Here is a 26,223-nt window from a genome sequence, read left to right as displayed (position 1 = left end):
TCATTAAGCGGGGCGACAGCCCCGCAGCGAAACAGGAGATGCGCATGGACGACTTCTACTCACCCGTGGCCGAGTTCTACGACCTCGTTCCCCGCGCGCACGCGGAAGGCGAAGCGGCGCTGCGGAAGATCCTGGCCGAGGTCGACCCGGGCGCGGGCACGGTCGTCGACATCGGGGCGGGCACCGGGCGCACCTGCCGGGTGGTCGCCGAGGTGCTGCCCACCGCGAAGATTCTGGCGAGCGAGCCCGCCCCGGCGATGCGCGCGGTGCTGACCCACGACGTGCTCGCCGACGAGGACCTGCGGCGCCGGGTCACCATCGTCCCCGAACCCGCGGAGTCGGTGCGGCTGCCCGAATCGATCTCGGCGCTGATCCTGTTCGGGGTGCTCGGCCACCTCGACGCCGCGGACCGCCGCGCGCTGTGGGATCGGGTGCTGCCCCGGCTGGCTCCCGGGGCTCCGGTGCTGGTGGAGTTGCTGCCGGTCGCGCGGCCCACGGTGCTGCCGTCGATGCCGCTGGGGCGCGAGCAGATCGGGAACCTGACCTACGAGGGCACGATCGAGGCCGAGCCGATCGGCGGCGATCTCCTCCGAATGACCTCGACGTGGCAGATCACCGGCGACGCGGCGCCGCCGCGGACGGTCCGCAACGTCAGCGAGTGGCACACGTTCGGCATCGACGATCTGGCCGAGGAGACCGGCTTGGCCGGCGAGCAACTGACCGCGCAGGCCGGGGTGCTGCGGGCCCGCGCGTGAAACGGGTGCCCGCGCCCGCACCGGTTCACCGGTGCGAGTTCCCGCGCCCGCTCATCGTCTCGCGGTGATGCGCACGGTGATTCCGTCCGCGGGGTGCATACCGATCAGCCCCGCGGGACGGGCGTCGGTCGTCACCGGTTCCGCGTCGATCCGCGCCGCGACGGCCGTGAACGCGGCCTTGATCGCCATGGTGGCGAAATTGGCGCCGACACAGCGGTGCGGACCGACGCCGAACGGCAGGAACTCGTGCGGCGCGGGCCGGCGGTATCGCTCGGAGGCGGGATCCCATCGGCCCGGGTCGAAGCGTTCGGGCTCCGGCCACACGCTTGCCAGCCGGTGGGTGTGGAACGGGCTGAAGATCAGCAGCTCACCGGGCACGAAATCGGTTCCGGCAAAGGTGAATTCGGTGGCGACCTTCCGGGAGACGACGGCCGTGGCCGGATACAGCCGCATCGCCTCCGAGACGTGGTGGTCGAGGGCGGCGGGGTCGAGACCCGCGGCGGCCCGGGCCCAGCGCTCGCGGTCGGCCAGTGTGCAGTAGAGCAGCCAGCACAGCTGCGCCGCCGTGGTTTCGGCGCCGGCCTCGAGCAGGCTGACCAGTTGGTCGGTGATCTCGTCGTCGGTGAGCCGGTCGCCCGCCACCCCGCGCAGCAGCACGCCGAGCACGTCGTCGCCCGGTGCGTCGCGCCGCCGGATCTCGGCGACCACCCAGCGGTGCACCGCGGACCGGGCCAGCAGCGCCCGGCGCCACACCCGCGAGCCGGACCCGCGGTCGATGCTGCCGCCGACCACGTCGGTGTCGATGGCGCGGTGGATGTCGTGCAGCCAGTCGTCCAGTCCCTCGGACCGGTCGACGGCGGCCGCGCCGAACAGGCTCTCCAGGGTCGCCGCGCGGGTGGCCCGGCGCAGCGGCGGGTAGATGTCGACGATATCGCCGGGCGCCCAGTCCGCCATCGCGTCCTCGATGTGCCGGGTGACGGTGCCGAGGTGGTGCTCCACCCGGCGCGCGGTCAGGGCGGGAGCGACCAGGCGGCGCAGCCTGCGGTGCCGGTCCCCGTCGGTGACGAGCAGGGCGGACGACCCGGTCAGCGGGGCCAGCGCGGTGAACGCCGCTTCCCAGCTGAACAGGTCGCTGTTCGCGAGGATGAACGCGGTCGCCTCGGTGCCGAGGGTGACCCGGAAGCGCATCGGTCCCGCGCCGAGTTCGGAGACGGCTCCGTTCTCCCGGTAGAGCCGGTCCATCGTGGTGAACGGGTCGGCCGAGAAGTCGCGCAGGTCGGCCAGTTCGCGTGGCGATCCGGTCGCGGTCACGAGGCCGCACCGGCCCGGTCGCGGCGCTGTGCGAGCAGGTCCGGCAGCGGCACCGGCTCGGGGGCGGGCGGCCGGATCAGTTCCGGCGGGCCGAGTGCGGTGGTGAGCCGCTGCCACAGGGCGGTGACGGTCGCGGCCCACTGCGCGGCGGCCGCGGACCGTCGCGGGTCGGCGATGTCGAAACGCAACTCCCCCAGTGCGATTCGGACGCTGCCGGGCCACACCTCCGCGAAGACGGTCCGGAAGGTCGGTGCCGCGGCGGGACCCAGGATCTCGGTGCTCGGCACGTCGAGCCGTTCGGTGCCGGGGCCGCCCATGACGAGCCGCCCGGTCGCGTCGCGGCCGGTGTGTAGGCGCGGGCTCCACAGCACCGGGCCGTGGGTGTCGGCGAGCGACAGCACGCCGCCCTCGAAGGCGATCGCCAGCCGGTGCAGCAGCAGCGCGTGGTTGTCCGGGTCGCCGGGGTGGATCTGGTTCTGCACCCGCAGCGACACCGGGACACCGCCGATCACCGCGTCGAGGTGGGTGTAGGGCTGGGGTGAATCCGCGAGTGCGGCGATGTCCGCCGGGCGGGGCGCGGGGTCGGCGACGGCCCAGGGCCGGAGGCCGCCGACGGCACGGCCGATGATGTCGAGCAGCGAGTAGGCCACCTGGCCACCCGCCGCAGCGTCCACGTGCAGCGGTCGTCCGCGCTCGCGCAGGATCTCGGCCGCCGTCAGGAACAGTCGGACCGCCGGCAAGTGCGGATAGAACGCGTTGAGCCGGTAGCGGACGCCGTGGTCGCGGGCCGTGCGCAGGCAGTCGGCGAGTTCGTCGGGGTGCAGCAGGTGCTCCTGCAACACGTGGACGCCGCGGCTCAGCAGCCGCTGCGCCAGCTTCGCGCCGTCGCCGCCCGCGGCCCCGGCGCGCACCGCGACACAGGCGATATCGATGTCGTCCGGCAGTTCGTCGACGCCGATATAGTGCGGCACGCCATAGGTTTTCGCGTACCCCGCCGACGCCGCGCTGCCGCGGGAGACGACGCCCGCGAGTTCGACCTCCGGGTCCTCGTGGACCGCCCTCAGGTAGACCCGGCCGAACGCGGTGCCGCACACGACGACCTTCGGTTTCACATCGTTCACAGGCTGCCTGCTTCCATCGGTTCGTCGTGGGCGTGGCGGTGGGTGTGGAAGATCGGCAGCGCGCCCAGGGCGGCCACCGCGTCGAGCAGGCCGCGCGGGTCGAGCACCTCGTCGGCGTAGTGCAGGCCGGGGGCGACCGCCCCGGACAGCACCGCCCGCACGGTGTGCGCGGCCGTGGCGGCGGTGAGCTCGAAACTGCTGTGGGTGCGCAGCACCGCGGTGTCGGTGCGGCCTGCCCGGTGCAGCGTGAACGCCATCAGGTAGAAGGGGTTCAGACCGGTCAGGTCGAGTGCCGCGGCGGCGGCGATCTCGCCGGTGATCGCGGCCAGTCCTGCCGGGTCGGAGGGAACGCGGCCGCGCAGCCTGCTCAGCGTCAAACGCAGCGCGTTCCCGACGAAGACGTTGTGCCAGTGCAATTCGTCCAGGCCGGTCGAACGGGCCAGCCGCTCGGCGTCGGCGGTGAGGTACGGCATGGTGGTGACGCGGCCGGGGAATCCGGCGATCTCGACGTCCTCGCGCACCGGCAGGGCATGGCGTCGCCGCCGCCCGCCCGTCCAGGCGGCGTGGGTCTCGCCGTACCGGTGCCCGGCGTCGGAACTGTCCAGCGACAAGGCCAGATCACCCGCCGAGGCCGGTGCGAACGGCTCGATGCCGCCCGCGTGGACGACCAGCCGGGCGCCGGTCAGATCACCGGCCAGCACCCGGGGCACGACATTGGCCACGCCGGGCAGCATGCCCGCGGCGAGCACCGCCGTCCGCGCCCCGCGCAGCAGCGGCGAACCGTCGAGCAGCCGATACGCCGGCCCGTCCCCGGAGACGTCGACGTAGTCGCTGCCCGCCCCCAGCGCGGCCCGCGCCACCCGGTCCGCCAGCAGATAAGACGGCCCGGCGCAGTTGAGCACGAGCCGCGCCCCCGCACAGAACTCCGCCAGCGAGTCCACGTCGTCCGCATCCACCCGACACAACTCGACCACTGAATCTCCCTGTCGCCGTACGGAATCCACCCGCCGGGCACCGACACGAAGAACGTCGATACCGAGCCGCGTGAGCATCCGCACCGCAGCCCGACCGACCACACCGGTGCCCCCGAGCACCGCAACCGGGCCCACCACACCAGTCACGGCGCGGTCCCCGTGTGAGGGAGCGGTGCGGTACCCGTGTGCGGCACCGACGCAGTGCCCGCCTGCGGCGGCGAGGCAGAGTCCGCACGCTGCGGCGACGCAGTACCCGCCTGCGTCAGCGACTCAGCACCGGCCTGCGGGAGCGACTCAGCGCCCGCCTGCGGGAGCGAGGCAGTGCTCTCGGGTGGGAGCGGTGCGGCGCTCGCGGGTGGGAATGGGGCGGTGATTCGGGCGGCGAGGGTGGTGGCGTGGGCGGCGGAGACGCTGGTCAGGTGGTCGCCGGGGATCTCCTCGAAAACCAGGTCGCCGAGGGCGATCTGGGACCAGAACCGCCGCACATCCTCTCGGGTGCCCAGCAGGGTGGCGGTGCCGCTGTTGCTCAGTACCCGCACCGGGCCGAAGTAGGGTTCGGCGCGGTGGGCGCCCATTGCCCGGAGGTTGTGGGCGAAGATCTCGAATCGCGTGCGGAACTGCGCGAACGTGGTGCCGTTGGCGCGGTAGGGCCCGGTGCCGGAGCCTGCCGCGGCGTGCAGCGCGGCGAGGCGGTCGGCGCGCGGTACGGTTGCCAGCTTCCGGAATTCCGCGGCGGGCCGCGCCGGGTCGCCGGACAGCGCGGCGAGCGCACCGGCGGGAACCCGGTCCGGAGTGCGGTCCAGGATGGTGCGCAGCGCTGCCGTGACCGCCGCGTCGTCGGCGGGGAAGCCGACCGCGGCCGGATCGATGCCGAGGGACTGTGCGAAGACGTACTCGGTCAGCAGCTCGTCGTGCACGGCGGGCGGCTGGTAGGAGCCGATCACGGTGAGTTCGTCGACCGTCGCGCCCGCCTCGGTGAGGGTGCGGGCGATCTCGGCGGCGAGCAGGCCGCCGACCGAGTAGCCGATGATCCGGAAGCGCCGGTCCCGGGTGAGCAGCTCGGTCGCGTAATCCGCTGCGCGCCTGCCGATCACGGTGTCGGCGGGCAGGTTCAGGTACTTCGCCGGGTCGTCGACCGCGAGCCCGAGCAGCGGCCCGGGGTGCGCGTCGCGCAGGTGCGGAATCAGCGCGTCGTACGGCGACAGCGTGCCGGTGCCGCCGTGCACGAGCACCCAGGTGCCGCTCGGGTGCCCGGGCTCGCCACCCAGCGAGCGCACCGCGGTCCGCGCCCCGCTCGGGTGCTCGGGCTCGCCGCCCAACGCGCGCACCGCAGTCCGCGTCCCGCTCGGGTGCCCGGGCTCGCCGCCCAACGCGCCCACCGCAGTCCGCTCCGCCGCCGGCGCGGCCGAATCCCGGCTACCGTGGCGGCGGGCGGCGAGCGCGGCGACGGTGGGGTTGCGCAGCACGTCGCGCAGCAGTTCCTGCCATTCGATGTCGGCGACCTCGGGCACCCGGTCGCGCAGCTTGCCGACCATCTGCGACAACAGCAGCGAATCACCGCCCAGCACATAGAAATTCTGATCGCGGCCGACCTTCGGGACGCCCAGCATCTCCTGCCACAGCTGCGCGATCCGCTCCTCGATCTCGTCGGCGGGCGGGTTGTAGGACGGGTCCGCGGCGGCAGGGACGGCGGCGACCCGTGCGGCGAGCGCCGCCCGGTCCAGTTTCCCGTTCGCCGAGCGCGGCAGCGTGTCGAGCAGGTTCAGCTCGCCGGGCACCATGTGCTCGGGCACCAGAGTCGCGACGTGCTCGGTCAGCTGCTGTTCGGTGACGGCGCGCCGCTGGCCCTTGAACCGGGCGAGGAAGACGCCCTGGCCGGAGGCGGCGAGCGGAGCGTCCTCGGCGGGCAGCACCCGCACGTGCTCGGCGCCCGCGGTGTCGAGCTGGCGCAGCCACTGGTCGCGGGTGAAGAACGCCTGCCCGGTGCCCGCCCGGACATCGGTGAATTCGGTGAGCTCACTGAAGAATTCGAACTCCATCGACACCAGCAGCGCGTAGTTGTGCTGCCGGGTGGGTTCCAGGAACACCAGCCAGCCGCCAGGGGCGAGCAGGTCCCGCAGCCGCGCCAGCACCTCGTCGGCGTTCACCGAGTTGTGCAGCACGTTCGCGCACAGGATGACGTCGGCGGAATTGGGGCGCAGCCCTTGCTCGCGCGCGTCGGCGTTGATGTCGAAGCGCCCGTAGCGCATCCACGGGTAGTCCGCGAATTTCGCGCGGGCCTCGCCGAGGAAGTACTCCGACAGGTCGGTGAACAGGTAGTCCGGCTCGAACTCGGCCAGCGCGGGAATCAGATCGGTGCTGGTGCCCGCGATACCGGCGCCGACCTCGAGCACCCGCAACCGGTGCGGCAGCTGTCCCGCGATCGCGCGCACGGTGTCGATGACGACGCGGTGCGCGCTGCGCGCCACCAGGTTCGTGCGGTAGACCGCGTGCGCCGCACCGGCTTTCCCTGCGGGGAAGAGCAGTTCGCGCACGTCGAGCGCGCCGCGCAGCAGGTCGTCGAGTCGGGAGCTGCAGGCCCGGATGTAGGCGAGGGTCTCACTGCCGTACCCGACGGTCGCCTCGAGTTCGTCGATCCGCTGCCACGCTTCCTCGACCGCGCGCGGCCCGGCGGCGATCAGGTCGCGGTAGCGGCCGGTGTGCGGGTCGTGCTCCACCGCGCCGCCGTCCGCGAGCGCCGCGAGCCAGCGGCGCAGCAGGCCGTGCTGGCGGTCGGAAACGCCGGTGGCGGTGGCGATCTCGGCGATGTCGTGGGAGCGCTCGCGTTCGGCGAACAGCCCTTTCGCGCGCAGTTCGGCGGCGATGGAGAGCATGGCCATCTCGTCGACGGCGTTCATCAGGGCGACGAACGCTTCACCATCGATGTCGTTCTGGGCCGCCGCGGCGGCGTTCTCGGCGGCGGCGAGCACGTCGGCCGCGGCCTGTTCGCCGAGGCCCGCCTCGCCGTCGGTGGCAATCTCGGCGAAGCCGAGCAGCCGGGCCGCCGGGCCCCGGCCGTCGACCACCACCGCGGCGTCGGCGACGGCGGGGTGGCGGCGCAGCGCGGACTCGATCTCGCCCAATTCGACCCGGTGACCGCGGATCTTGACCTGAGTGTCCTCGCGGCCCAGGAACTCCAGCCGCCCGTCGGGGTGGAACCGCCCGAGATCGCCGGTGCGGTAGAGGCGGGCGCCGGTGCGCGGATGGCGCAGGAATCGTCGCGCGGTCAGCTCGTCGTCGCCCAGGTACCCCTCGGCCAAACCCCTTCCGCCGATGAAGATTTCGCCGGTGACGTGCTCGGGGCAGTCCTCCAGCGCGGCGTCGAGCACATGCATGGTCTGGTTCCGCAGCGGGGTGCCGTAGGGGATGCTGCGCCACTCCGCGTCGATGTCGCGGATCGGGTGGTGCAGCGACCAGACGGCGGCCTCGGTCGCCCCGCCGAGACCGACGACGGCGGTGTCCGGGTGGTGCGCCCGCATCCGGCCGGGCAGGTCCAGCGGGATCCAGTCGCCGGAGAGCAGGACCAGCCGCAGCGACTCGGCGCGGGCGCCGGGGGTGCTCTCCAGCACGTCGAGCAGCATCTGCAGCTGGCCGGGCACGCTGTTCCACAGCGTCACCCCGTGCCGCCGCACCAGTTCCAGCCAGTGCGACGGGTCGGCCACCCGATCCTGTTCGGGCAGCACGACAGCGCCGCCCGCGGCGAGCACGCCGAAGATGTCCCACACCGACAGATCGAAGGCGAGGCTCGCCACGCCGAGCACCCGATCGGCCGGTGTCAGGGCGAAACGTTCTTCGATGTCGTCGAGGGTGTTCGCGGCGGCGCGGTGGGTGACGACGACGCCCTTCGGCTCACCGGTGGAGCCGGAGGTGAAGACGACGTAGGCGGGCGCGCCGGGATCGCCCGCCGCCTCGGGCACGGTGTCGATGCCGGGCAGCAGGTCGACGGCGAGAGCCTTTGCGGCCTTGGGGATTTCGCCGGAATCACGCAGCCACGACTGGGTGAGCACGACGGCGGCCCCCGCGCGGTCGACGATCCGTTCCCGGCGCGCCCTCGGCTGGGTCACCTCGATCGGCACGTACGCCGCGCCGAGCACCGAGGTGGCGAGCACGGCGACGACCTGTTCCGGTCCCTTGTCCATCAGCACGGCCACGTGGTCACCCGGCCGCACGCCGGCCGCCCGCAGCGCGGTGGCGGTCGCGGCGACGCGGCGGCGCAGTTCGGCGAAGCCGAGCACGGTGTCCCGGTGGATCACCGCGGGGGCGTCCGGGTCGGTGTCGGCCCGGGCCAGGATCCGTTCGTGCAGCAGCCGCGGCGCCTGTTCGGCGGCGGTGTCGTTGTAGGCCTCGCGGCGGCTGCGCTGCGCGGGCGGCAGCGCGACCGGCGACGACTCGGTCCAGGTGTCCGGCTCCTCGGCCAGCCGGGTCAGCAGGTCGACGAACGCGGCGAAGGCCTCGCCCGCGATGTCACCCGCCAGCACGCCGCGCCGCACGTCCCAGGCGATCATCAGACCGTCGTCGTAGGGGGTGACCTGGCAGTCCAGCCAAACCTGCGGGGTGCGGGTGAGACCGCGCCGGATGCGGCCGCGCAGCGCACGGGCGCCCGCGTCGTCCGCGCCGAGGGTGCTGGTGAAGACCACCGGCATGAGCACCGGACTGCCCGCGCGGCGGGTGAGTTCGCCGAGCACCTCCACGCCGTCGAAGGAGCGGTGGTCGAGGTCGGCGAACAGCCGGGCGGTGGCGGCGCGGGCCCGGCCGGCGAAGGTGTCCTCGGCGTCGAGGTCGATGCCGAGCAGTTCGACGGAGGTGAAGTCGCCGAGCACCGCACCGATGTCGGGGTGCACCGGAGGCCGGTTGACTATCGGCAGGTTGAGCGTGAACTGCCGGTTCCGGCTCCAGCGCCCGACGACTTCGGCGTAGGCGGCGAGCACGGCGGCGGACGGGGTGAGCCCGTGCGGTGCCGCGGCGCGGGTCAGCCCGGCCAGGAGGGCGGCCGGGAGCTGGTGGTGTAACCGGTCGAAGGCGGGGTCGGCCTCGGCGGCGTCGTCGCGGGTGGGCAGGTCGGGGGCGGCGGGCAGGGTGTCGATCCGCTCCTGCCAGTAGTCGCGGTCGCGCTGGTAGCGGGCACCGTCGCGCTGCGCCCGGACGCCGAGAACGTAATCGCGGAAACCGATTTCGGGTGTGGGCCGCAGCGCCGCGTCACCGTCGGCGTGCACGAGTTCGTCCAGCTCGGCCAGCAGCAGCTGCATGCTCGCCGCGTCGAGGACCAATAGTTCCACCAGCAGGTGCAGAACACATCCGCTGCCGGTGCGGGTGATCCGCGCGGCGAACAGCGGCCAGGTGCCGGTCGCGGCCGCCGGGCCGAGCAGGTCGTCGCGCTGCCGGTCGAGCACGGCGTCGACGGCGGCCTCGTCGCCGCGGAGGTCGGTCACCGGGATCTCGTAGTGCGGGACCGTCGCGGCGACCCGCTGGTGGCCGTCGGGGTGCACGGTGGCGCGGAGCATGTCGTGGCGGCGCACGAGCGCGTTCCACGCCCGCTCCACGCTGGCCGGTTCGATGTCGTCGTAACGGATTTCGAGATAGCTGGCGCAGGCCACGCCGCCGAACGGGTAGGTGGGGTCGCGGCCGACGAGGTAGGCCTGCTGCACCGGGGTGAGCGGGAACGGGTCGTACGCGGCGGCCGGATCGGCGGTCACGGTGAACGTGGCCTGGTCGTCGGCGAGGTGGGCGAGAACGGCGGGTTTGTGCGCGACCAGGCGCTCCCGGTCATCGGCGGTGAGCGCGCCCCGCGGGGCGCGGAACCGCAGCTGGTCGCCGTCGGCCCACAGGTGGACGCCGCGCTGTCGCAGGTCGGTTACCAGGTCGGGAACGTTCACAGAGCACCTTCTTCGAGGTCGAGCGCGTTGTGCGGGTGGTTGCCGCCGAGTCCGGCGACGGTCGGGTCGAGAAAGAAGTCGCGGAGGGTCACCGGGAGGCCGAGTTCGCGGGCCAGCCGGCCGACGAGCCGAGTGGCGGAGAGGGAGTCGCCGCCCGCGGCGAGGAAGCTCGCGTGCCGATCCGGCGGCGGGGCGCCGAGGATGTCGGTCCAGATGTCGGCGATCCCGGTCTCCAGCCCGGGGCGGGGCGGTTCGCCGATTGCGGAAGCCGTTGTGCTGGAGGCTGTTCCGGCTCGGCGGACGAGTGCGGCGTGGTCGATCTTGCCGTTGCCGGTCAGCGGCGGATCGGGCAGCGCGATCAGCTCCGGTAGCCAAGCGGCCGGTAGCCGTTCGGCGAGGAACTTCGAAAGACCGCGCGGCACAACGGGTTCGACGAACGCGACCAGCCGCGTGGCGGTGCGTTCGCCCACCGCGAGGGCGAAGGCTCGCCGCACCTGTGGGTGGGTGGTGATCGCCTGCTCGATCTCGCCGAGTTCGATCCGGTGGCCGCGGATCTTGACCTGGCGGTCGGCGCGGCCGAGGAATTCCAGGACCCCGTCGGGCCGGTAGCGCGCCAGGTCACCGGTGCGATACCACCGCATCCCGTCGGCGTCGAAGAACGCCGCAGCCGTGAGATCGGCCCGGCCCCGATAACCGCGGGCGACGCCCGCGCCGCCGATCAGCAACTCCCCCGGCACCCAGTCCGGCCGGTCGTCACCGTTCTCGTCGACCACCCGGAAGCGCTGATTGCGCAACGGCCGCCCGTACGGAATCGAGGTCCAGGCCGGATCGACGGAGTCGACCTCGAAATAGTTCGACCAGATCGCCGCCTCCGTGGCACCGCCCAGCGCGACGAATCGGCAGTGCGGTGCCCGGGCCGCGAGGCGGCCGGGCAGGTCGAGGCCCACCCAGTCGCCGGACAGCAACGCGAGACGCAGCGACGGCAGTGCCACCTCGCTCGTCTCGGCGACGGTGAGCAGCATATCCATCATGGCGGGCACCGTGTTCCACACGGTTACGCCGTGCTCGCGCACCAGCGCCAGCCATCGCTCGGGGTCGCGGCGGTCCTCATCGGCCACGAGCACCGCCCGTCCACCGGCACCGAGGACCCCGAACAGGTCGAACACCGACAGGTCGAAATCGACTGCGGCAACAGCGATCACACAGTCGTGCGGGCCGAGGCCGTAGCGGTCCTCGAGGTCGGCGAGGGTGTTGACGGCCTGGCGGTGCTCGATCTCCACGCCCTTCGGGGTGCCGGTGGAGCCGGAGGTGAAGATGACGTAGGCGAGGTCGCTGCCGGTTCCCGGGTGGAGTGACGCCGGGTCGTGGCCGTCCGCCTCCGCGATATCGACAATCGGCACAACGCACGTTCGAGACCGACCCGCCGCAGCGGGGACCGGTGTCGGACTGCCACCCCGATCGGCCATCGCGCCCTCGCCTGCCGACAGGGCGGCCAGATCGCTTGTGCCTGAGGTGTTTTCCACGTCGGCACGGGACGCCGGTGCGGTGAAGCGTCCGACGTCATCGGTCAGCACAACCGCCACACCGGCCTGCGCCAAGATCGCAGCCCGCCGCTGCACCGGCTGGTCGACAGCGATCGGCACGTACGCCGCCCCTGCGGCGAGCACGCCGTACAGGGCCGCCACCTGCGCCACGCCCCTGGCAGCGCAGACCGCGACCGCATCGCCGGGCCGGACGCCGCGCTCGGCCAGCAATGCCGCGATACGGCAGCTGTGCGAGGCGAGGTCGCCGAACGATAGCGTCACGCCGCCGTCGAGAAGCGCCGGGCGGTCGGGATCGACGGCGGCGATCTCGAACATCCCCGTATGCAGCAGCCGACCCGTCGGGAGGGCGGCGGGCGGCCGAATGCCGTTGACGCAGTCGCGAATTGCCCCCTGCCGCTCGGGCAGCGCCGCCAGCCCGGTGTCATTGACACAATCGCGAACCGCCCCCTGCTGCTCGGACAGCCCCATCAGACGGGTGTCGCTGACACGATCGCTGATCGCTCGCTCCCGCTCGGGCGGCGCCATCCCGGTGTCGTTGAGGCAGTCACGAATCGCCCGTTGCCGTTCGGGCAGCCCCGCCATCCCGGTGTCGTTGACGCGGTCACGAATCGCCCGTTGCCGTTCTGGCAGCGCTGTATTCAGTGGCTGCTCCCAGTCGAGTGCTGCCAACCCGCGCAGTAGCTGGTGGTAGGCAGCGAACATGTCCCCGACCAAGCCCTCGGGGAACAGCTCGTCTACCGAGTCCCAGCTCAGCACCAACCCCTCGGGTAGCTCGATCACCTGGTGATCCAGCCACACCTGCGGCGTCTGCGTCCGCGTGAAATCCGGCCACCGCACCGACCCCACCAGCTCGTCGTCCACACCGAGCATCGACGTGAACACCACCGGCACCGGCTCGATGGGTGTCGCACTCTCGCGGGCGAGTTCGCGCAGCACGCGAATCGCGGACACCTGTTGGTGGTCGAGATCGCTCCATAGCTGTTCCTGCAAGCGCCGTGCTCGCTGTGCCCAGCTCTCGCCTGGGGTGGGGCGGTCGGAGACCAGGAGCAGGGAGCTGAAATCGCCTACCACGCGCATGATGTCGGGATGCACGTCCCGGCGGTCGAAGCGGGTCAGCGTCACCGACAATTCGCGTTGGGCGCTCCACTGCCCGAGAACCCATGTGTAGCAAGCCAACAGCACCACACTCGGCGTCACCCCGAGAGTTCTCGCACGCGTGACGATTCCCGCCCAGACCTCTCGGTCGAGTCGTATCTCCCGGCGCGTGAATCGCGGGCGCTCGACCATCGAAGGCAACACCCGCAACGGCAACTGCGGACCCGGCGGCAACTCCGGCAACCGCTCCCGCCAATACGCCAGCGCCGCAGCCACTTCCGCCTCCGACGGCGCACACCCGAGCACATAGTCTCGGAACTCGAGTGCCAAGGGGGCGGGTTCGAAGGACGGATCGGTGTACCAGCGGGTCCAGTCGGCGAGGAGCACGAGTGCGCTGAGTCCGTCGACGATCAGACTGTCGAAGACGACGCAGACCCGTGCCCGGTCGCCGTCACGCAGCACCCGGATGTCGAAGAGCGGTCCCGTGGCGGCGTCGAGGGCGCCGCCGGTCATCTCGTCGCGCAGCCTCTCCGCGATCATGTCGAAGTCGCCCGCGGCGGTGATGACCGGGATGCGGTGGTCCGGAATGTCGTGCAGTATCCGCTGGCTGCCGTCGGCGTCGATCACCGCTCGCAGCACGGGATGGCGACGGACGACCCGAATCCAGGCCTGCGCCAGACGTTCCGGGTCGAGGCCGGGCCAGTCGTACTCGAAGTACAGCTGCGCGCCGATGCCGCCGAGGTCGAAGTCGGCCGACCGGCCCAGCCAGTACGCGACCTGAATGTCGGTCAGCGGGAACGGGTCGAAGCGGTGCGCCGGGTCCGTGGTGAGCGGGAACGGGTCGAAACGGTGCGCCGGGTCCATGGCGAGCGGGAACGGGTCGAAACGGTGCGCCGGGTCCGTGGCGAGCGGGAACGGGTCGAAACGGTGCGCCGGGTCCGTGGTGAGCGCGCGGGCGGTCGTCGGCTGCGATCCGACGGCAGCGGCGCGGGCGAGTGCGGCGATGGTCGGGTCGAGGAAGAAGTCGCGCAGCCGTACGGTGAGGCCGAGTTCGCGGGCGAGCCGGCCGACGAGCCGAGTGGCCGACAGCGAATCCCCGCCCGCACCGAAGAAGTTGGCGGTGCGGTGCGGGAGGCCGCCGCCGAGCACATCGCTCCAGATCTGCCCGATCCGGGTCTCGAGCCCGGGGCGAGGCCACTCGTTTGCCACGGAACCCATTGCGCTCGAGTGTGTTTCGGCCCGCTCAATGAGTGCGGCGTGTTGGACGAGTGCGGCGTGGTCGATCTTGCCGTTGCCCGTTAGCGGCGGATCCGGCAGCGCGATCAACTCCGGCAGCCAAGCGGCCGGTAGCCGCTCGGCAAGAAACTTCGAAAGTCCGTGCGGCACAACCTGTTCGACGAACGCGACCAGCCGCGCACTCGCACGCTCCCCGACCGCCAACGCGAACGCCCGCCGCACCTCCGGATGAGCGGAGATCGCGTGCTCGATCTCGCCGAGCTCCACCCGATGCCCGCGAATCTTCACCTGACGATCCGCCCGGCCCAGAAACTCCAGCACCCCGTCCGACCGATACCGCCCCAGATCACCGGTGCGATACCACCGCACCCCGTCGGCCTCGAAGAACGCCGCAGCGGTCAAATCGGCGCGCCCCCGATAGCCGCGAGCCACACCCGCACCGCCGATCAGCAACTCCCCCGGCACCCAGTCCGGCCGGTCGTCACCGTTCTCGTCGACCACCCGAAACCGCTGGCCTCGCAACGGCCGCCCGTACGGAATCGACGCCCACCCCGGATCGACCGAGTCGACCTCGAAGTAGTTCGACCAGATCGCCGCCTCCGTAGCGCCACCCAGCGCCACCAGCCGACACCGGGACAGGGCCGCGAGGCGGCCGGGCAGATCGAGCCCCACCCAGTCCCCGGACACCAATGCCAGCCGCAACGACGGCGCGAGTCCCGCCCCGGACTCGGCGACGGTCAGCAGCATCTCCAACATCGCGGGCACCGTGTTCCACACGGTGACACCGTGCTCACGCACCAGCGCCAGCCACCGGTCCGGATCACGCCGATCCTCGTCGGCCACGAGCACAGCCCGGCCGCCGGCACCGAGCACCCCGAACAAATCGAACACCGACAGATCGAAATCGACTGCCGCCAAGGCCAATACCCGATCCCCCGCGTCGAGTTCGTACCGGTCCCGCAAGTCGTCGAGGGTGTTCACCGCCTGGCGGTGCTCGATCTCCACGCCCTTCGGGGTACCGGTGGAGCCGGAAGTGAAGATGACGTAGGCGAGGTCACTGCCGGTTCCCGGGTGGAGCGACGCCGGGGCGTGGCCGTCCGCGTCCGCGATATCGACAATTGGCACAGCACACGCCGGAGGCCGACCCGCCGCGACGGGAACCGGTGTCGGACTGTCACCCTGATCAGCCATCACACCCTCGCCCGCCGACACGGCAGCCAGACCGCCTGTGCCTGAGACGTTTTCCATGTCGACACGAGACGCCCGTGCGGTGAAGCGTCCGACGTCATCGGTCAGCACAACCGCCACATCGGCCTGCGCCAAGATCGCAGCCCGCCGCTGCACCGGTTGGTCAACGGCCACCGGCACATACGCCGCCCCGGCCGCAAGCACCCCATACAAGGCCGCCACCTGCGCCGCACCCCTGGTCGCGCACACCGCGACCGCGTCGCCCGGCCGCACACCCCGGTCCGCGAGCAGCGCCGCGATCCGTCGGCTCTCATCGGCGAGTTCACCGAAGGAGACGCTGGCCTCCCCATCGACGAGCGCGATGCGGTCCGGGTCAGCGGCGGCGACCTCGAACATCGCCGTGTGCAGCAACCGATCCGTCGGCAGGGCGGCGATCGGCCGAATATCGTTGACGCAGTCGGGAATTGCCCCATGCCGCTCGGGCAGGGCCGCTAGCCCGGTGTCGTTTACACGGTCGCGCTGCGGATCGGGCAACCCCGCCAGCCGGGCGTCGCTCACGCGATCGCCGAGCGCTCTCTCCCGAGCGGGCAGCGCCGCCAGCCGAGTGTCGTTGACGCTGTGCCGAATTGCCCCCTGTCGCTCGGGTAGGGCCGTCAGCCCGGTGTCGTTGACGCGCTCGCGAATCTTCCGCTGCCGTTCGGGCAGCACAGTATTCAGCGGCTGCTCCCAGTCGAGTGCCCCCAACCCGCGCAGTAGCTGGTGGTAAGCATCGAACATGTCCCCGACCAAGCCCTCGGGGAACAGCTCGTCTACCGAGTCCCAGCTCAGCACCAATCCCTCGGGCAGCTCGATCACCTGGTGATCCAGCCACACCTGCGGCGTCTGCGTCCGCGTGAAATCCGGCCACCGCACCGACCCCACCAGCTCGTCATCCACACCCAGCATCGAGGTGAACACCACCGGCACCGGCTCGGCGGCGAGTTCGCTCTCCCGCCCCAGCTCGCGCAGCACCCGCACCGCCGACACCTGCTGGTGGTCGAGGTCGCTCCACAGCTGGTGCTGCAACCGCCGGACGCGGCCCGCCCAGGTCTCCCCCGGGCCGGGGCGATCCGCCACCAGCAGCAGCGAACTGAAATCACCCACCACCCGCATGACGTCCGGATGCACATCCCGGCGATCGAAGCGGGTCAGCGTCACCGACAACTCGCGTTGGGCGCTCCATTGCCCGAGAACCCATGTGTAGCAAGCCAACAGCGCCACACTCGGCGTCACGCCCAAGGTCCGCGCACGCCCCACGATCCCCGCCCACAGCTCCCGATCGAGCCGCACCTCCCGCCGAGTGAACCGAGGACGCTCGACCATCGAAGGCAACACCCGCAACGGCAACTGCGGACCCGGCGGCAACTCCGGCAACCGTTCCCACCAATACGCCAGCGCCGCAGCCACTTCCGACTCCGACGGAGCACACCCGAGCACATAGTCTCGGAACTCGAGTGCCAAGGGGGCGGGCTCGAAGGACGGATCAGTGTAGAACCGCGTCCACTCCGACAGCAGCACAAGGACGCTCAGCCCGTCGGCGATCAACGTGTCGAACGCGGCGCAGACGGTGACGTTCTCTCCGTCCCGGACCACCCGAATGTCGAAGAGCGGCCAGCTCCCCGCGTCACGGAGGTCGCGGGCGACCGCCTCCCGGACGGCGGCGACCTCACCGTCGGACACCGGAATCCGGTAGGCGGGAACCGATTCCAGCACCCGCTGGGTGCCGTCCGGCTCGATCACCGCACGCAGCATCGGATGCCGGTCGACCACCCGGTTCCAAGCGGCCGTGAGCCGAGCCGGATCGACGTCGGCCCAGTCGTATTCGAGGTAGAGGTGGGCACCGATCCCGCCGAGATCGAACTCGCCGGAGCGGCCGAGCCAGTAGGCGACCTGAATGTCGGTGAGCGGGAACGGATCATGCCGGTGCCCGGTATCGGCGACGATCTCCGGGAGCCGGTTCGCCGTGCCGCGAGTGAGGGTGGCGGCGAACCCAGCGAGAGTCGGGGTGGCGAACAGGTGCGCCAGTGCGGCGCCCGCCACCCCGTCGGCGTGCAGCCGCCGGACCAAGCGGGTGGCGAGCAGGCTGTCGCCGCCGAGCGCGAAGAAGTCGTCGTCGCGCCGGATCTCGGCGACCTCGAGCACCTCCGCCCACGCGGCCGCGACGGTCCGCTCCATCTCGTTCCGCGGCGCACCGGTGCCGGTCCCGCGCCGGTCCGGCACCGCGACGAGAGCAGCGTGGACCGCCGCGCGGTCCACCTTGCCGTTGCGGGTGATCGGTAGTTCCGTCCCGCGAACGAAGCGCCGGGGCACCATGTATCCGGGCAGCCGCGCGCCGAGCCAGGCCCGCAGCGCGTCGTCGGTGAGCTCAGCATCGGCGACGACCAGCGCGTCGTCGGCTAACTCGGCATCAGCGACGACCAGCGCGTCGTTGGCGAGCTCGGCGTCCGCGACGACCAGCGCGTCGTTGGCTAACTCGGCATCCGCGACGACCAGCGCGTCGTCGGCTAACTCGGCATCCGCGACGACCAGCGCGTCGTCGGTGAGCTCGGCGTCGACGACGATCAGCGCTCCGAGTGAGCGCGCCGGGTGGTCGAGCACGGCGGCGGCCGCGGCGGTGACCCGGGGATGCTCGGCCAACACGGCCTCGATCTCCCCCAATTCGATGCGGTGGCCGCGGATCTTCACCTGGTGGTCGGTGCGGCCCAGGAACTCCACGAGGCCGCCCGGCCGATACCGCACCAGGTCACCGGTCCGGTACCAGCGCACTCCGGCGTGCTCGACGAACTTCGCCGCCGTGCGCTCCGGATCACCGCGGTAGCCGTGCGCCAAACCCGCTCCGGCGACCCACAGTTCGCCGGGCGCCCAGTCCGGACAGTCCCGGCCGCGACCGTCGACGACCCGGCACGCCGCGTGCGGCAGCGGCACTCCGTAGGGCACGCTCGACCAGCCGGGATCGACCGTGCCGACCTCGCACACGGTGGCGTGGATGGCCGCCTCGGTCATCCCGCCGAGACCGGCGAACCGGCAGCCGGGCACCAGCGCCCGCAGCCGATCGGGCAGATCGACCGGCACCCGGTCGCCGCCGAGCATGACCACGCGCAGCGCGGTGCCGAGCCCCGCGCCCGCGGCCGCGGTCAGCAGCATGTCCAGCAGCGCCGGAACGGCACTGACCACCGTGACGTCCCAGCGCCGGATCAACTCGGCCCAGGCGACGGCGTCACGCCGCCGGGCCTCGTCCACCACGACCACCGACCCGCCGAACGCCAGGAACGCGAACATGTCGTACGCCGAGAGGTCGAAGTCCAACGCCGACAACGCGATCGTGCGATCGCCCGCACCGATGTCGAACCGGGTGTTGACCGCGTCGACGGTGGCCGCCACCGCCCGGTGCGGCACCTCGACGCCCTTCGGCGTCCCGGTCGACCCCGAGGTGAAGATGACGTACATCGTGTCCTCGGCGTCGATCTCGGCGATCCGCTCCACCGGGGCGACGGTGCGGGCGTGCTCCGGTGCGAGCGCCTCGACGCCCGCCGTCTCCCGATCGGTGAGAACCAGCCGCGCGCCGGCGGTGCGATAGACCTGCTCGCGCCGAGCGGGCGGCAGATCGAAACCGCAGGGCACATAGGTCGCGCCCGCCGCCAGCACGCCGAGGACCGCCACGATCTGCTCGACTCCCTTGGGCAGGGTGATGCCGACGCTGTCGCCGCGCCCGATCCCCCGCTCCCGCAGCAACGCCGCCACCCGCCGGGCGCGCTCGGACAGTTCGCCGTAGGAGATCGCCGTGTCGTCGGCGAGCAGTGCGGTCCGCTCCGGCTCGGCCTCGGCCAGGTCGAAGAACCGCCGATGCAGCGGGACGGCGGGCGCGGGCACGGCCGGGACCGAGATGTGCGGGGCCGCGGGCCAGGGGGCGGGGCGGTGCCACGCGTCCTCGTCGTCGAGCAGCAGCTCGACGAACCGGATGTAGGCCTCGAACATGGTGTCCAGCAGGCCGGGCGGGAACAGCGACACCCGGGCGTCCCAGTTGAGCAGGATGCCGCCGTCGAACTCGGTCACCTGCGCGTCGAGCCACACCTGCGGTCCCTGCGAGATCGTCCACACCGGCTCGCCCAGGCAGGCCCGGACCTCGGGCGCGTACAGCTCGCCGAGGCTCAGCGCGCTGGTGTACACCACCGGCGCGTAGACCCGATCACCGCCGCGGCCGAGATCGCGCAGCACCTCGACGCCGGTGTAGGCGGTGTAACCCAGCACCTCGCGCAGCCGGCGCGTGATCGCGCCGCCCCGCTCGGCGACCGTCATCGGATCGGTCAGGTCCACGTCGAGCAGCACCGAACTGGAGAAGTCGCCGACCAGCCGATCCACGTCGTCGTGCAGGGGTTCCCGGTCGAAGACGGGCAGGTTCAGCAGGAACCGGTCGGCACTGCTCCAGGCGCCGAGGGTCTCGGCGAAGACCGTGGCGAGCACACCGGCGGTGGTCAGCCCGGCCCGCTGCGCCCGCTCCCGCAGCCGTTCCGCCCGCTCCGGCGCGAGCCAGTGGTGCCGTCGGCCGACCCGCGGCCCGCCGCTCGCCTCCTCCGAGGTCAGCAGCGGAAGCTGCGGCGCGGCAGGCAGTTTCGGCAACTGCTCCTGCCACCACCGCCGCGCCTGCTCCCTGGCGGCGGCGCGCGCGGTGGCGCGGTCGGCGAGATACCGGCCGTAGTGGTACCGCAGGGCGGGCAGCGCGTCGGGCCCGTGCTCGTACAGCACGGCCAGGTCGGCGAGCAGGTTCCGCAGGCTCAGCGCGTCACCGGCGATCATGTCCAGGTCGAGGTGCACCCGGCTGCGTCCGCCGGGCAGCAGCGAGAGTTGTACGTCGACGACCTCACCCGCCGCGACGTCCATGACCCGATGCGAACACCCGTCCCGGACGGCGGCCAGGCGCGCGGCCCGCTCCGGCTCCGGCAGTGCCCGCAGGTCGTGGACCACCAGTGCGGCCGTCGCGTGTTCGGCCACCCGCTGCATACCGGTCGGGTCGACGGTCACCCGCAGCATCGGGTGCCGGGCGAGCAGGGCGCGCACGGCGCCCTCGAGCCGCTCCGGGTCCAGCCCGCCGTCGTGGTCGAACTCGCTGTAGAAGTGCGCGGCGACGCCACCGAGATCGTGCGTTCCCGCGCGCCCGATCCAGAAGGCGTGCTGCATCACCGCCAGCGGAAACGGCTCGACGGGCGGCGCGGCGCGGGACACGGGCGCCGACGGTCGCGACGAGGCGGCAGTGCCCGTCGGGTCGACCCCGGCCGATTCCGTGACGGTCGGAGCGGCGGGTTGCCGCGCCCGCACCAGCTCCGACCAGGCCCGCAGCGTGGGCTCGCGCACCAGGTCGCGGAACTCCACCCGGGCGCCCGCGCGGCGCAGCAGCCCGGAGATCCGCATGACCGTCACCGAATCCAGGCCCAGCTCCAGCAGATTCGCGTCGTCGGCCAGCTCTTCGGCTGCCAGCCCGGTCAATTCGGCGACAGCGCGACGCAGGCCGTCGGATTCCTCGCTCCCGGCCGTCGAGCGAATGGGGAGGACATCGACCCTCTGCTGCATCACGATCCCTTATGCAAAACGACAATCATTTTCACTTACGCTAGAATCTACGACGACCGGACGATTCGGTCAAACTGAACGAATCGTGCGAACACCCGAAACCCGCTGGTGGACAACGCCTTCGGTGACGCACAGGAAGCAGGCATGGCAACTCCGCAACGACTCATGAACATGATGTTCGGAACGATCTGCTCCCAGGTCGTCGGCACCGCCGCCCGTCTCGGGCTGGCCGATCACCTCGGCGACGACGAACTCGGGTACCGAGAACTGGCCGCCCGCACCGGAACTCACCCCGGCGCGCTGGCCCGGCTGCTCCGGGCGCTGGCGGCCCTCGAGATCGTCGTCGAGACCGGCCCCGGCCGCTTCCGGCTGGGCGAGGCGGGAACGCCGCTGCGCACCGATCGGCCGGACTCGCAGGCCGCCGCGGTGCTGCTGTTCACCGACCCGGAGCTGCTGGACTCCTGGAAGCTGACCGAGCAGGCGGTGCGCACCGGGCAGCCGACCTTCGAAGGGCTGTACGGCGTCGACTTCTTCGGCTTCCTCGCCACCCGGCCCGAGCTGTCCGAGCGATTCAACGCGACCATGCGCCAGGTCAGTCTGCCCATCGCGCAACTGGTTCCGGTGAGCTACGACTTCACCCGGCACCGCACCGTCATCGACGTCGGCGGCGGGGACGGCACTCTGCTGTCGCAGATCCTGAAGGGGGCGCGGGCGCTGCGCGGCATCGTGTTCGACTCACCGACGGGGGTGGCCGAGGCCGCCGCGACGCTGGCCGCGGCCGGTGTGGCGGACCGCTGCCGGGTCGAGTCCGGTGACTTCTTCGCCGCGGTCCCGGCGGGCGGCGACCTGTACGTGCTCAAGAACATCCTGCACGACTGGGACGACGAGCGCTGCGGCGTCATCCTCGACCGCTGCCGCCGGGTGCTCCCGGCCGACGGCAGGCTGCTGATCGTGGAATCGGTGCTGCCCGACGTGGTCGACACCGCCGACCCCGCCCCCTACCTCACCGACATCAGCATGCTCGTCAACATGGGCGGCCAGGAGCGCACCCGCACCGAGTACGAGATCCTGTGCCGCCGAGCCGGTTTCGCGGTCGTCGCGGTGCACCCCACGGTCTTCCCCACCTCGTATTCGCTGATCGAGGCCATGCCGGTCTGAACGGAACGCCACCGATGCCCGACACCTCCCGGCCGATCGTGATCGACCTGCTCTCCGACGATTTCCACGCCCGCGCCCACACCGTCTACGACGCACTGCGAGCGCGCGCGCCGATCGTCTTCGCCGAACTCCCCGAGCAACCCGGTCGCGGATTCTGGATGATCACCGGGTACGAGGCCGCCGAGGCGGCCCTGCGCGACCGCCGGCTGGCCAACGATCCCCGCGCGCTGCTCTCCCCCGCGCAACGCGCGGCCCGAGCGCGCGCGGGTGGCACCGAGCCGCCCACCACCATGCTGCTGTCCGATCCGCCGGAGCACACCCGATTGCGGCGGGCCGCGCAGCAGGCGTTCACGCCGCGGTCGGTCACCGCGTTGCGCCCCACGGTGATCCGGCACGCCGAACGGCTGCTGGACGACGCGGAGCGGGCGGCGCGCGCCGGCGACGGCACCGTGGACCTGCTGCACGCCTACGCCTATCCGCTGTCGCTGACCGTGCTCGGCGACATCCTCGGCTTCCCCGCGGAATGGCACCCCGGCCTGCGTGATCTCGCCGTCCGCGCGGCGACCGCCGCCACCCCGCTGTCCGGCCCGGATCCGGTGCTGCGCGAGCAGCTCGACGCCTACACCCGCGAGCTCGTCGTCCGCAAGCGGCGCACGCCCGGCGACGATCTGGTCAGCAGGCTCGCCCATCCCGCCTCCGGCCGGGACGCGCTCTCCGACAGCGAGTTACAGGCCATGATCGGGTTGCTGGTGGCCGCGGGATTCGAGACCTCGGCGAGCCTCATTGCCAGTGCCGTCCTGGCGCTGCTCACCCACCCGGACCAGTGGGCCGCCGTCCGCGACGATCCGTCGCTGGCCGCGGCCGCCGTGGAAGAGACCATGCGCTACTGGGGTCCGGTGGAATCGGCCACCATGCGTCTGGCGGTGGCTCCGCTGGAGCTCGGCGGGCAGCGCGTCGACCGCGGCGACCGGGTGCTGGTGTGCACCGCCGCCGCCAACCGCGACCCCGCCCACGTCCCCGATCCGCACCGCTTCGACATCCACCGCGCGCCGCGCCCGCACCTCGGGTTCAGCGGCGGCATCCACCACTGCATGGGCGCGGCGCTGGCCCGCACCGAGGTCGCTGTCGCGCTCACCGCCCTCGTCGCGCGCTGGCCCGGCCTGCGCCCGGCCACCGACCCGGCCGAGCCGCGCTGGCGCCCGGGTATGGGTCTGCGCGGCCTGCGCACGCTGCCGGTGCGTCCCTGACGCCGCGCTGCACCGAGATCACCCTCAGCACAAGGAGTTTCACCATGACATCCCCCACCGCTCCCCGCTACGACGTCGCCGTGCTCGGCGCCGGGATCGCGGGCAGCACGCTCGCCACGATCCTGGCCCGGCACGGGCTGGCGGTGCTGCTCGTCGACGCCGGCCTGCACCCGCGCTTCGTGGTGGGCGAGTCCACCATTCCGCACGCCTCCACCACGATGCGCGTGCTCGCCGAGCGCTACGACGTTCCCGAACTCGCCGCCCTGGCCACCTTCCAGGACACCTCCGAGAAGGTCGTCAAGACCTGCGGGCAGAAGCAGAACTTCGGCTTCGTGTACCACGAGCAGGGCCGCGCGTCCGATCCGCGCAAGGCCAACCAGGTCGTGCTGGCCTCCGGTTATCGCCGCACCGAATCGCACTGGTTCCGCCAGGACATCGACGCGCACGTCTACCACCTCGCCGTCCGCTACGGCGCGACCGCGCGGATGAACACCCGGATCGAGGACATCGCCATAGATCCCGGCAGCGGGGTGACGCTGCGCTCGGCATCCGGCGAGACGTTCACGGCGGATTATCTGGTGGACGCCACCGGTTTCCGCTCGGTGCTGGCCGAGCGATTCGCGTTGCGGGAACTGCCCACCCGGGCGCGCACCCGCTCCCGCTCGCTGTTCACCCACATGATCGGCGTCGAGCCGTTCGACGACGTCGCTCCGGTGGCCTACGACCCGCCGACCCGGTGGCACCACGGCACCCTGCACCACATCTTCGACGGCGGCTGGCTGTGGGTGATCCCATTCGACAACAACGACGCGTCGACCAACCCGCTGTGCAGCGTCGGACTCACCCTGACCGGGGACGCCGTCGACGACGACCGCCCGGCCCCGGAGGCGGAGTTCCGCGCCTTCCTCGACCGCTTCCCGGCGGTCGCAAGGCAATTCGCGAATGCCCGCGCGGTCCGGCCGTGGGTGAGCACCGGCCGGTTGCAGTACTCCGCGACCGAGACCGTCGGCGACCGCTTCTGCCTCACCGCGCAATCCGCGGGCGCGATCGACGCGCTGTTCTCCCGCGGGCTCGCCAACTCCTTCCAGACGGTGAACGCGCTGGCCTGGCGGATCATCGAGGCGGCCCGCGCGGGCGACTGGTCGCGCGAGCGGTTCACCGGTCTGGACGCGGTGCAGCAGCGCATGTTCGACGTGCACGACGATCTCGCCTACTCCTCCTACGTCGGTTTCCGCGACTACGCGCTGTGGGACGCCGTGTTCCGGGTCTGGCACACCTACAGCTTCTACGCCGACGCCGCCTTGGAACACGCGCTGTCCCGGTACTTCTCGAGCCGGGACGACGAAGTGTTCCGCAACCTCGAGCGCGGCGACTCCCCGCTGGCGCGCAGCATCCGCGAACTGCTGGCATCGGCGCGCGCGACTTGCGAGGCGGTCGAGCGGGGCGAGCTGACTCCCGAGGCGGCCGCGGCCGCGATCGTCGAGCGAATCAACCGGGACCGCTTCTTCCCCGAGTACTTGCCGCACGGCACACCGGAACTCAAGTACATCGACATCGGCCAGGACACGGCGATGGAGTTCATGCGCTGGACCCGCACCGACGCGCCGCGCTGGATCAGCGAGTCCTTCGCCTGATCCCGGTGGCCGGTGCCGCCCGGACACCGGCCACCCCGACCTGCCGATCCCACCGCACCCTCGACTCCACCGCATCCCCCGACTCCCACCGCACCCCCACCCGAACAGTGAGCACGATGAACCGACCCACCACGCTCGAAGCCGACGGCTACGTGCACAGCGTGCGCCCGCACTCCCGCGACCCGCTCGCCCTGGCGACCGCGATCGCGGCCTCCGGGCAGCTCACCGACTACGTCGTGTACGAACAGCACGGCCGCTGGTACCTGGCGGGCAACCCGATCGGCGCGATCACCGTCGGACCGGATCGGCTGCACAGCACCCTCGGCGGCGACCACACCGCCTCCTGGTCCGGCACCCCGTGGCCGCAGATCCGCGCCGCACTCGACCGGGCGCCGATCTCCGGGTGGCGGGCGTACGGCTGGGCCTGTTTCGAACTCCGACAGCCGCGGACCGCCGCGCCGGGCGAGACCCTCGCGCACCTCATGGTGCCCGGGGTGGAACTCGAGATCACCGGCGACGCGGTCCACATCAGGAGCCACGGCGACCCATTCGACCTCGACCTACCCGAAAAAGACTGCGTCGCAACCGAACCCACGCCGCTGCCGCTGGACGGGATCGACATCGCCTATCTGCGGCGGGTGCGCGCGGCGCTGGACCGCATCCGCGCCGGCGAGTTCCACAAGGTGATCGTGTCCCGCCGGGTCGAGCTGCCGTTCGCGGTGAACATGCCCGCCACCTACGCGGCGATCCGGCGCGCCAACACTCCCGCCCGCTCGTTCCTGCTCGATCTCGGCGGCTGGCAGGCCGCCGGCGTCAGCCCGGAGACCGTGCTCGAGGCCGACGGCGCCGGGCTCGCCGCCACCCAGCCCCTGGCGGGCACCCGCGCCCGGACCGGCGACCCCGACCGCGACCGCGCGCTGCGCGACGAACTGCTAACCGACCCGAAGGAGATCTACGAGCACGCGACCTCCGTCCGGCTGGCCTTCGACGAACTGGCCGGCGTCGGCAGCGCCACCCGGGTCAGCGAGTTCCTGACCGTCAAGGAGCGCGGCAGCGTGCAGCATCTGGCGTCCCGGGTCGAGACACTGCTGGCGGCCGGTCGCGACGGCTGGGACGCCCTCGCCGCCGTCTTCCCGGCGATCACCGCCTCCGGCATCCCGAAGGCTCCGGCCTGCGCCGCGATCGACGACCTCGAGCCCGGCGACCGCGGCCTCTACAGCGGCGCCGTCCTGCGCGCCGACAGCACCGGAAACCTGGACGCCGCATTGGTTTTGCGCGCGGTCTACCAGCGCGGCGGCCGCGGCTGGCTGCGCGCCGGAGCCGGTGTCGTCACGGGCTCGACACCGGAGCGCGAGCACGAGGAGACCCGCGAGAAGCTCGCCTGCGTCGCCCCCTATCTCGTCGCGGACCACTGCGGCCCGGTCACGAACCCGTAGCGAGCCCG

Annotated in this window: 10 protein-coding genes; 5 read left to right on the top strand and 5 right to left on the bottom strand. The window is 72.0% G+C overall.

Translation table 11 applies throughout. The features are described 5' to 3' along the window. The first annotated feature begins 44 nt into the window (after positions 1–44). Entirely contained in the window at positions 45–755 is a 711-nt protein-coding gene (locus tag IU476_RS27295) for a class I SAM-dependent methyltransferase (protein WP_195104758.1), read from the top strand. 51 nt (positions 756–806) lie between these two features. On the opposite strand, the gene IU476_RS27290 is transcribed toward IU476_RS27295, so the two are convergent. Genes IU476_RS27290 through IU476_RS36350 form a run of 5 tightly spaced genes read right to left on the bottom strand, consistent with a single transcriptional unit; the run spans position 807 to position 20,740 of the window. Beyond that, positions 807–2,066, bottom strand: coding sequence for a cytochrome P450 (locus tag IU476_RS27290; RefSeq protein ID WP_195104756.1), 1,260 nt, complete (start codon positions 2,064–2,066; stop codon positions 807–809). Beyond that, positions 2,063–3,187 (bottom strand): Gfo/Idh/MocA family oxidoreductase, encoded by a 1,125-nt coding sequence (locus tag IU476_RS27285; protein ID WP_324194346.1) that lies wholly within the window; start codon positions 3,185–3,187, stop codon positions 2,063–2,065. Before IU476_RS27285 ends, IU476_RS27290 begins: the two co-directional genes overlap by 4 nt. Then, complete coding sequence (locus IU476_RS37125) at positions 3,184–4,281, bottom strand: saccharopine dehydrogenase NADP-binding domain-containing protein (protein ID WP_324194352.1); 1,098 nt, start codon at positions 4,279–4,281, stop codon at positions 3,184–3,186. Before IU476_RS37125 ends, IU476_RS27285 begins: the two co-directional genes overlap by 4 nt. 23 nt (positions 4,282–4,304) lie before the next feature. Further along, entirely contained in the window at positions 4,305–10,073 is a 5,769-nt protein-coding gene (locus tag IU476_RS27275) for a non-ribosomal peptide synthetase (protein ID WP_324194345.1), read from the bottom strand. After that, positions 10,070–20,740, bottom strand: coding sequence for a non-ribosomal peptide synthetase (locus tag IU476_RS36350; protein WP_228824381.1), 10,671 nt, complete (start codon positions 20,738–20,740; stop codon positions 10,070–10,072). Before IU476_RS36350 ends, IU476_RS27275 begins: the two co-directional genes overlap by 4 nt. A 144-nt stretch (positions 20,741–20,884) precedes the next feature. On the opposite strand from IU476_RS36350, the gene IU476_RS27250 reads away from it, so the two are divergent. The 4 genes from IU476_RS27250 (at position 20,885) to IU476_RS27235 (ending at position 26,215) form a co-directional block, all read left to right on the top strand. Continuing rightward, complete coding sequence (locus IU476_RS27250; protein WP_195104752.1) at positions 20,885–21,898, top strand: methyltransferase; 1,014 nt, start codon at positions 20,885–20,887, stop codon at positions 21,896–21,898. A gap of 14 nt (positions 21,899–21,912) precedes the next feature. Further along, positions 21,913–23,145, top strand: coding sequence for a cytochrome P450 family protein (locus IU476_RS27245; RefSeq protein ID WP_195104750.1), 1,233 nt, complete (start codon positions 21,913–21,915; stop codon positions 23,143–23,145). 44 nt (positions 23,146–23,189) lie between these two features. Then, the gene (locus tag IU476_RS27240) at positions 23,190–24,779 is read left to right on the top strand and encodes an NAD(P)/FAD-dependent oxidoreductase (protein WP_195104748.1); all 1,590 of its coding nucleotides are present in this window, start codon (positions 23,190–23,192) and stop codon (positions 24,777–24,779) included. 116 nt (positions 24,780–24,895) lie between these two features. Beyond that, positions 24,896–26,215, top strand: coding sequence for a salicylate synthase (locus IU476_RS27235; RefSeq protein WP_195104746.1), 1,320 nt, complete (start codon positions 24,896–24,898; stop codon positions 26,213–26,215). Positions 26,216–26,223: the final 8 nt, after the last annotated feature.

Origin of the sequence: Nocardia blacklockiae (assembly GCF_015477355.1) — a bacterium.
GTDB classification, from domain to species: Bacteria; Actinomycetota; Actinomycetes; order Mycobacteriales; family Mycobacteriaceae; genus Nocardia; species Nocardia blacklockiae.
The sequence above is the reverse complement of the archived record's forward strand: the minus strand, read 5'-3'. Positions and strand labels throughout refer to the sequence as shown.

Bases quoted from the DNA above. Each gene is read 5' to 3' on its own strand.
- IU476_RS27295 (WP_195104758.1), top strand. From the start codon at position 45: ATGGACGACTTCTACTCACCCGTGGCCGAGTTCTACGACCTCGTTCCC.
- IU476_RS36350 (WP_228824381.1), bottom strand. From the start codon at position 20,740: ATGCAGCAGAGGGTCGATGTCCTCCCCATTCGCTCGACGGCCGGGAGC.
- IU476_RS27250 (WP_195104752.1), top strand. From the start codon at position 20,885: ATGGCAACTCCGCAACGACTCATGAACATGATGTTCGGAACGATCTGC.
- IU476_RS27245 (WP_195104750.1), top strand. From the start codon at position 21,913: ATGCCCGACACCTCCCGGCCGATCGTGATCGACCTGCTCTCCGACGAT.
- IU476_RS27240 (WP_195104748.1), top strand. From the start codon at position 23,190: ATGACATCCCCCACCGCTCCCCGCTACGACGTCGCCGTGCTCGGCGCC.
- IU476_RS27235 (WP_195104746.1), top strand. From the start codon at position 24,896: ATGAACCGACCCACCACGCTCGAAGCCGACGGCTACGTGCACAGCGTG.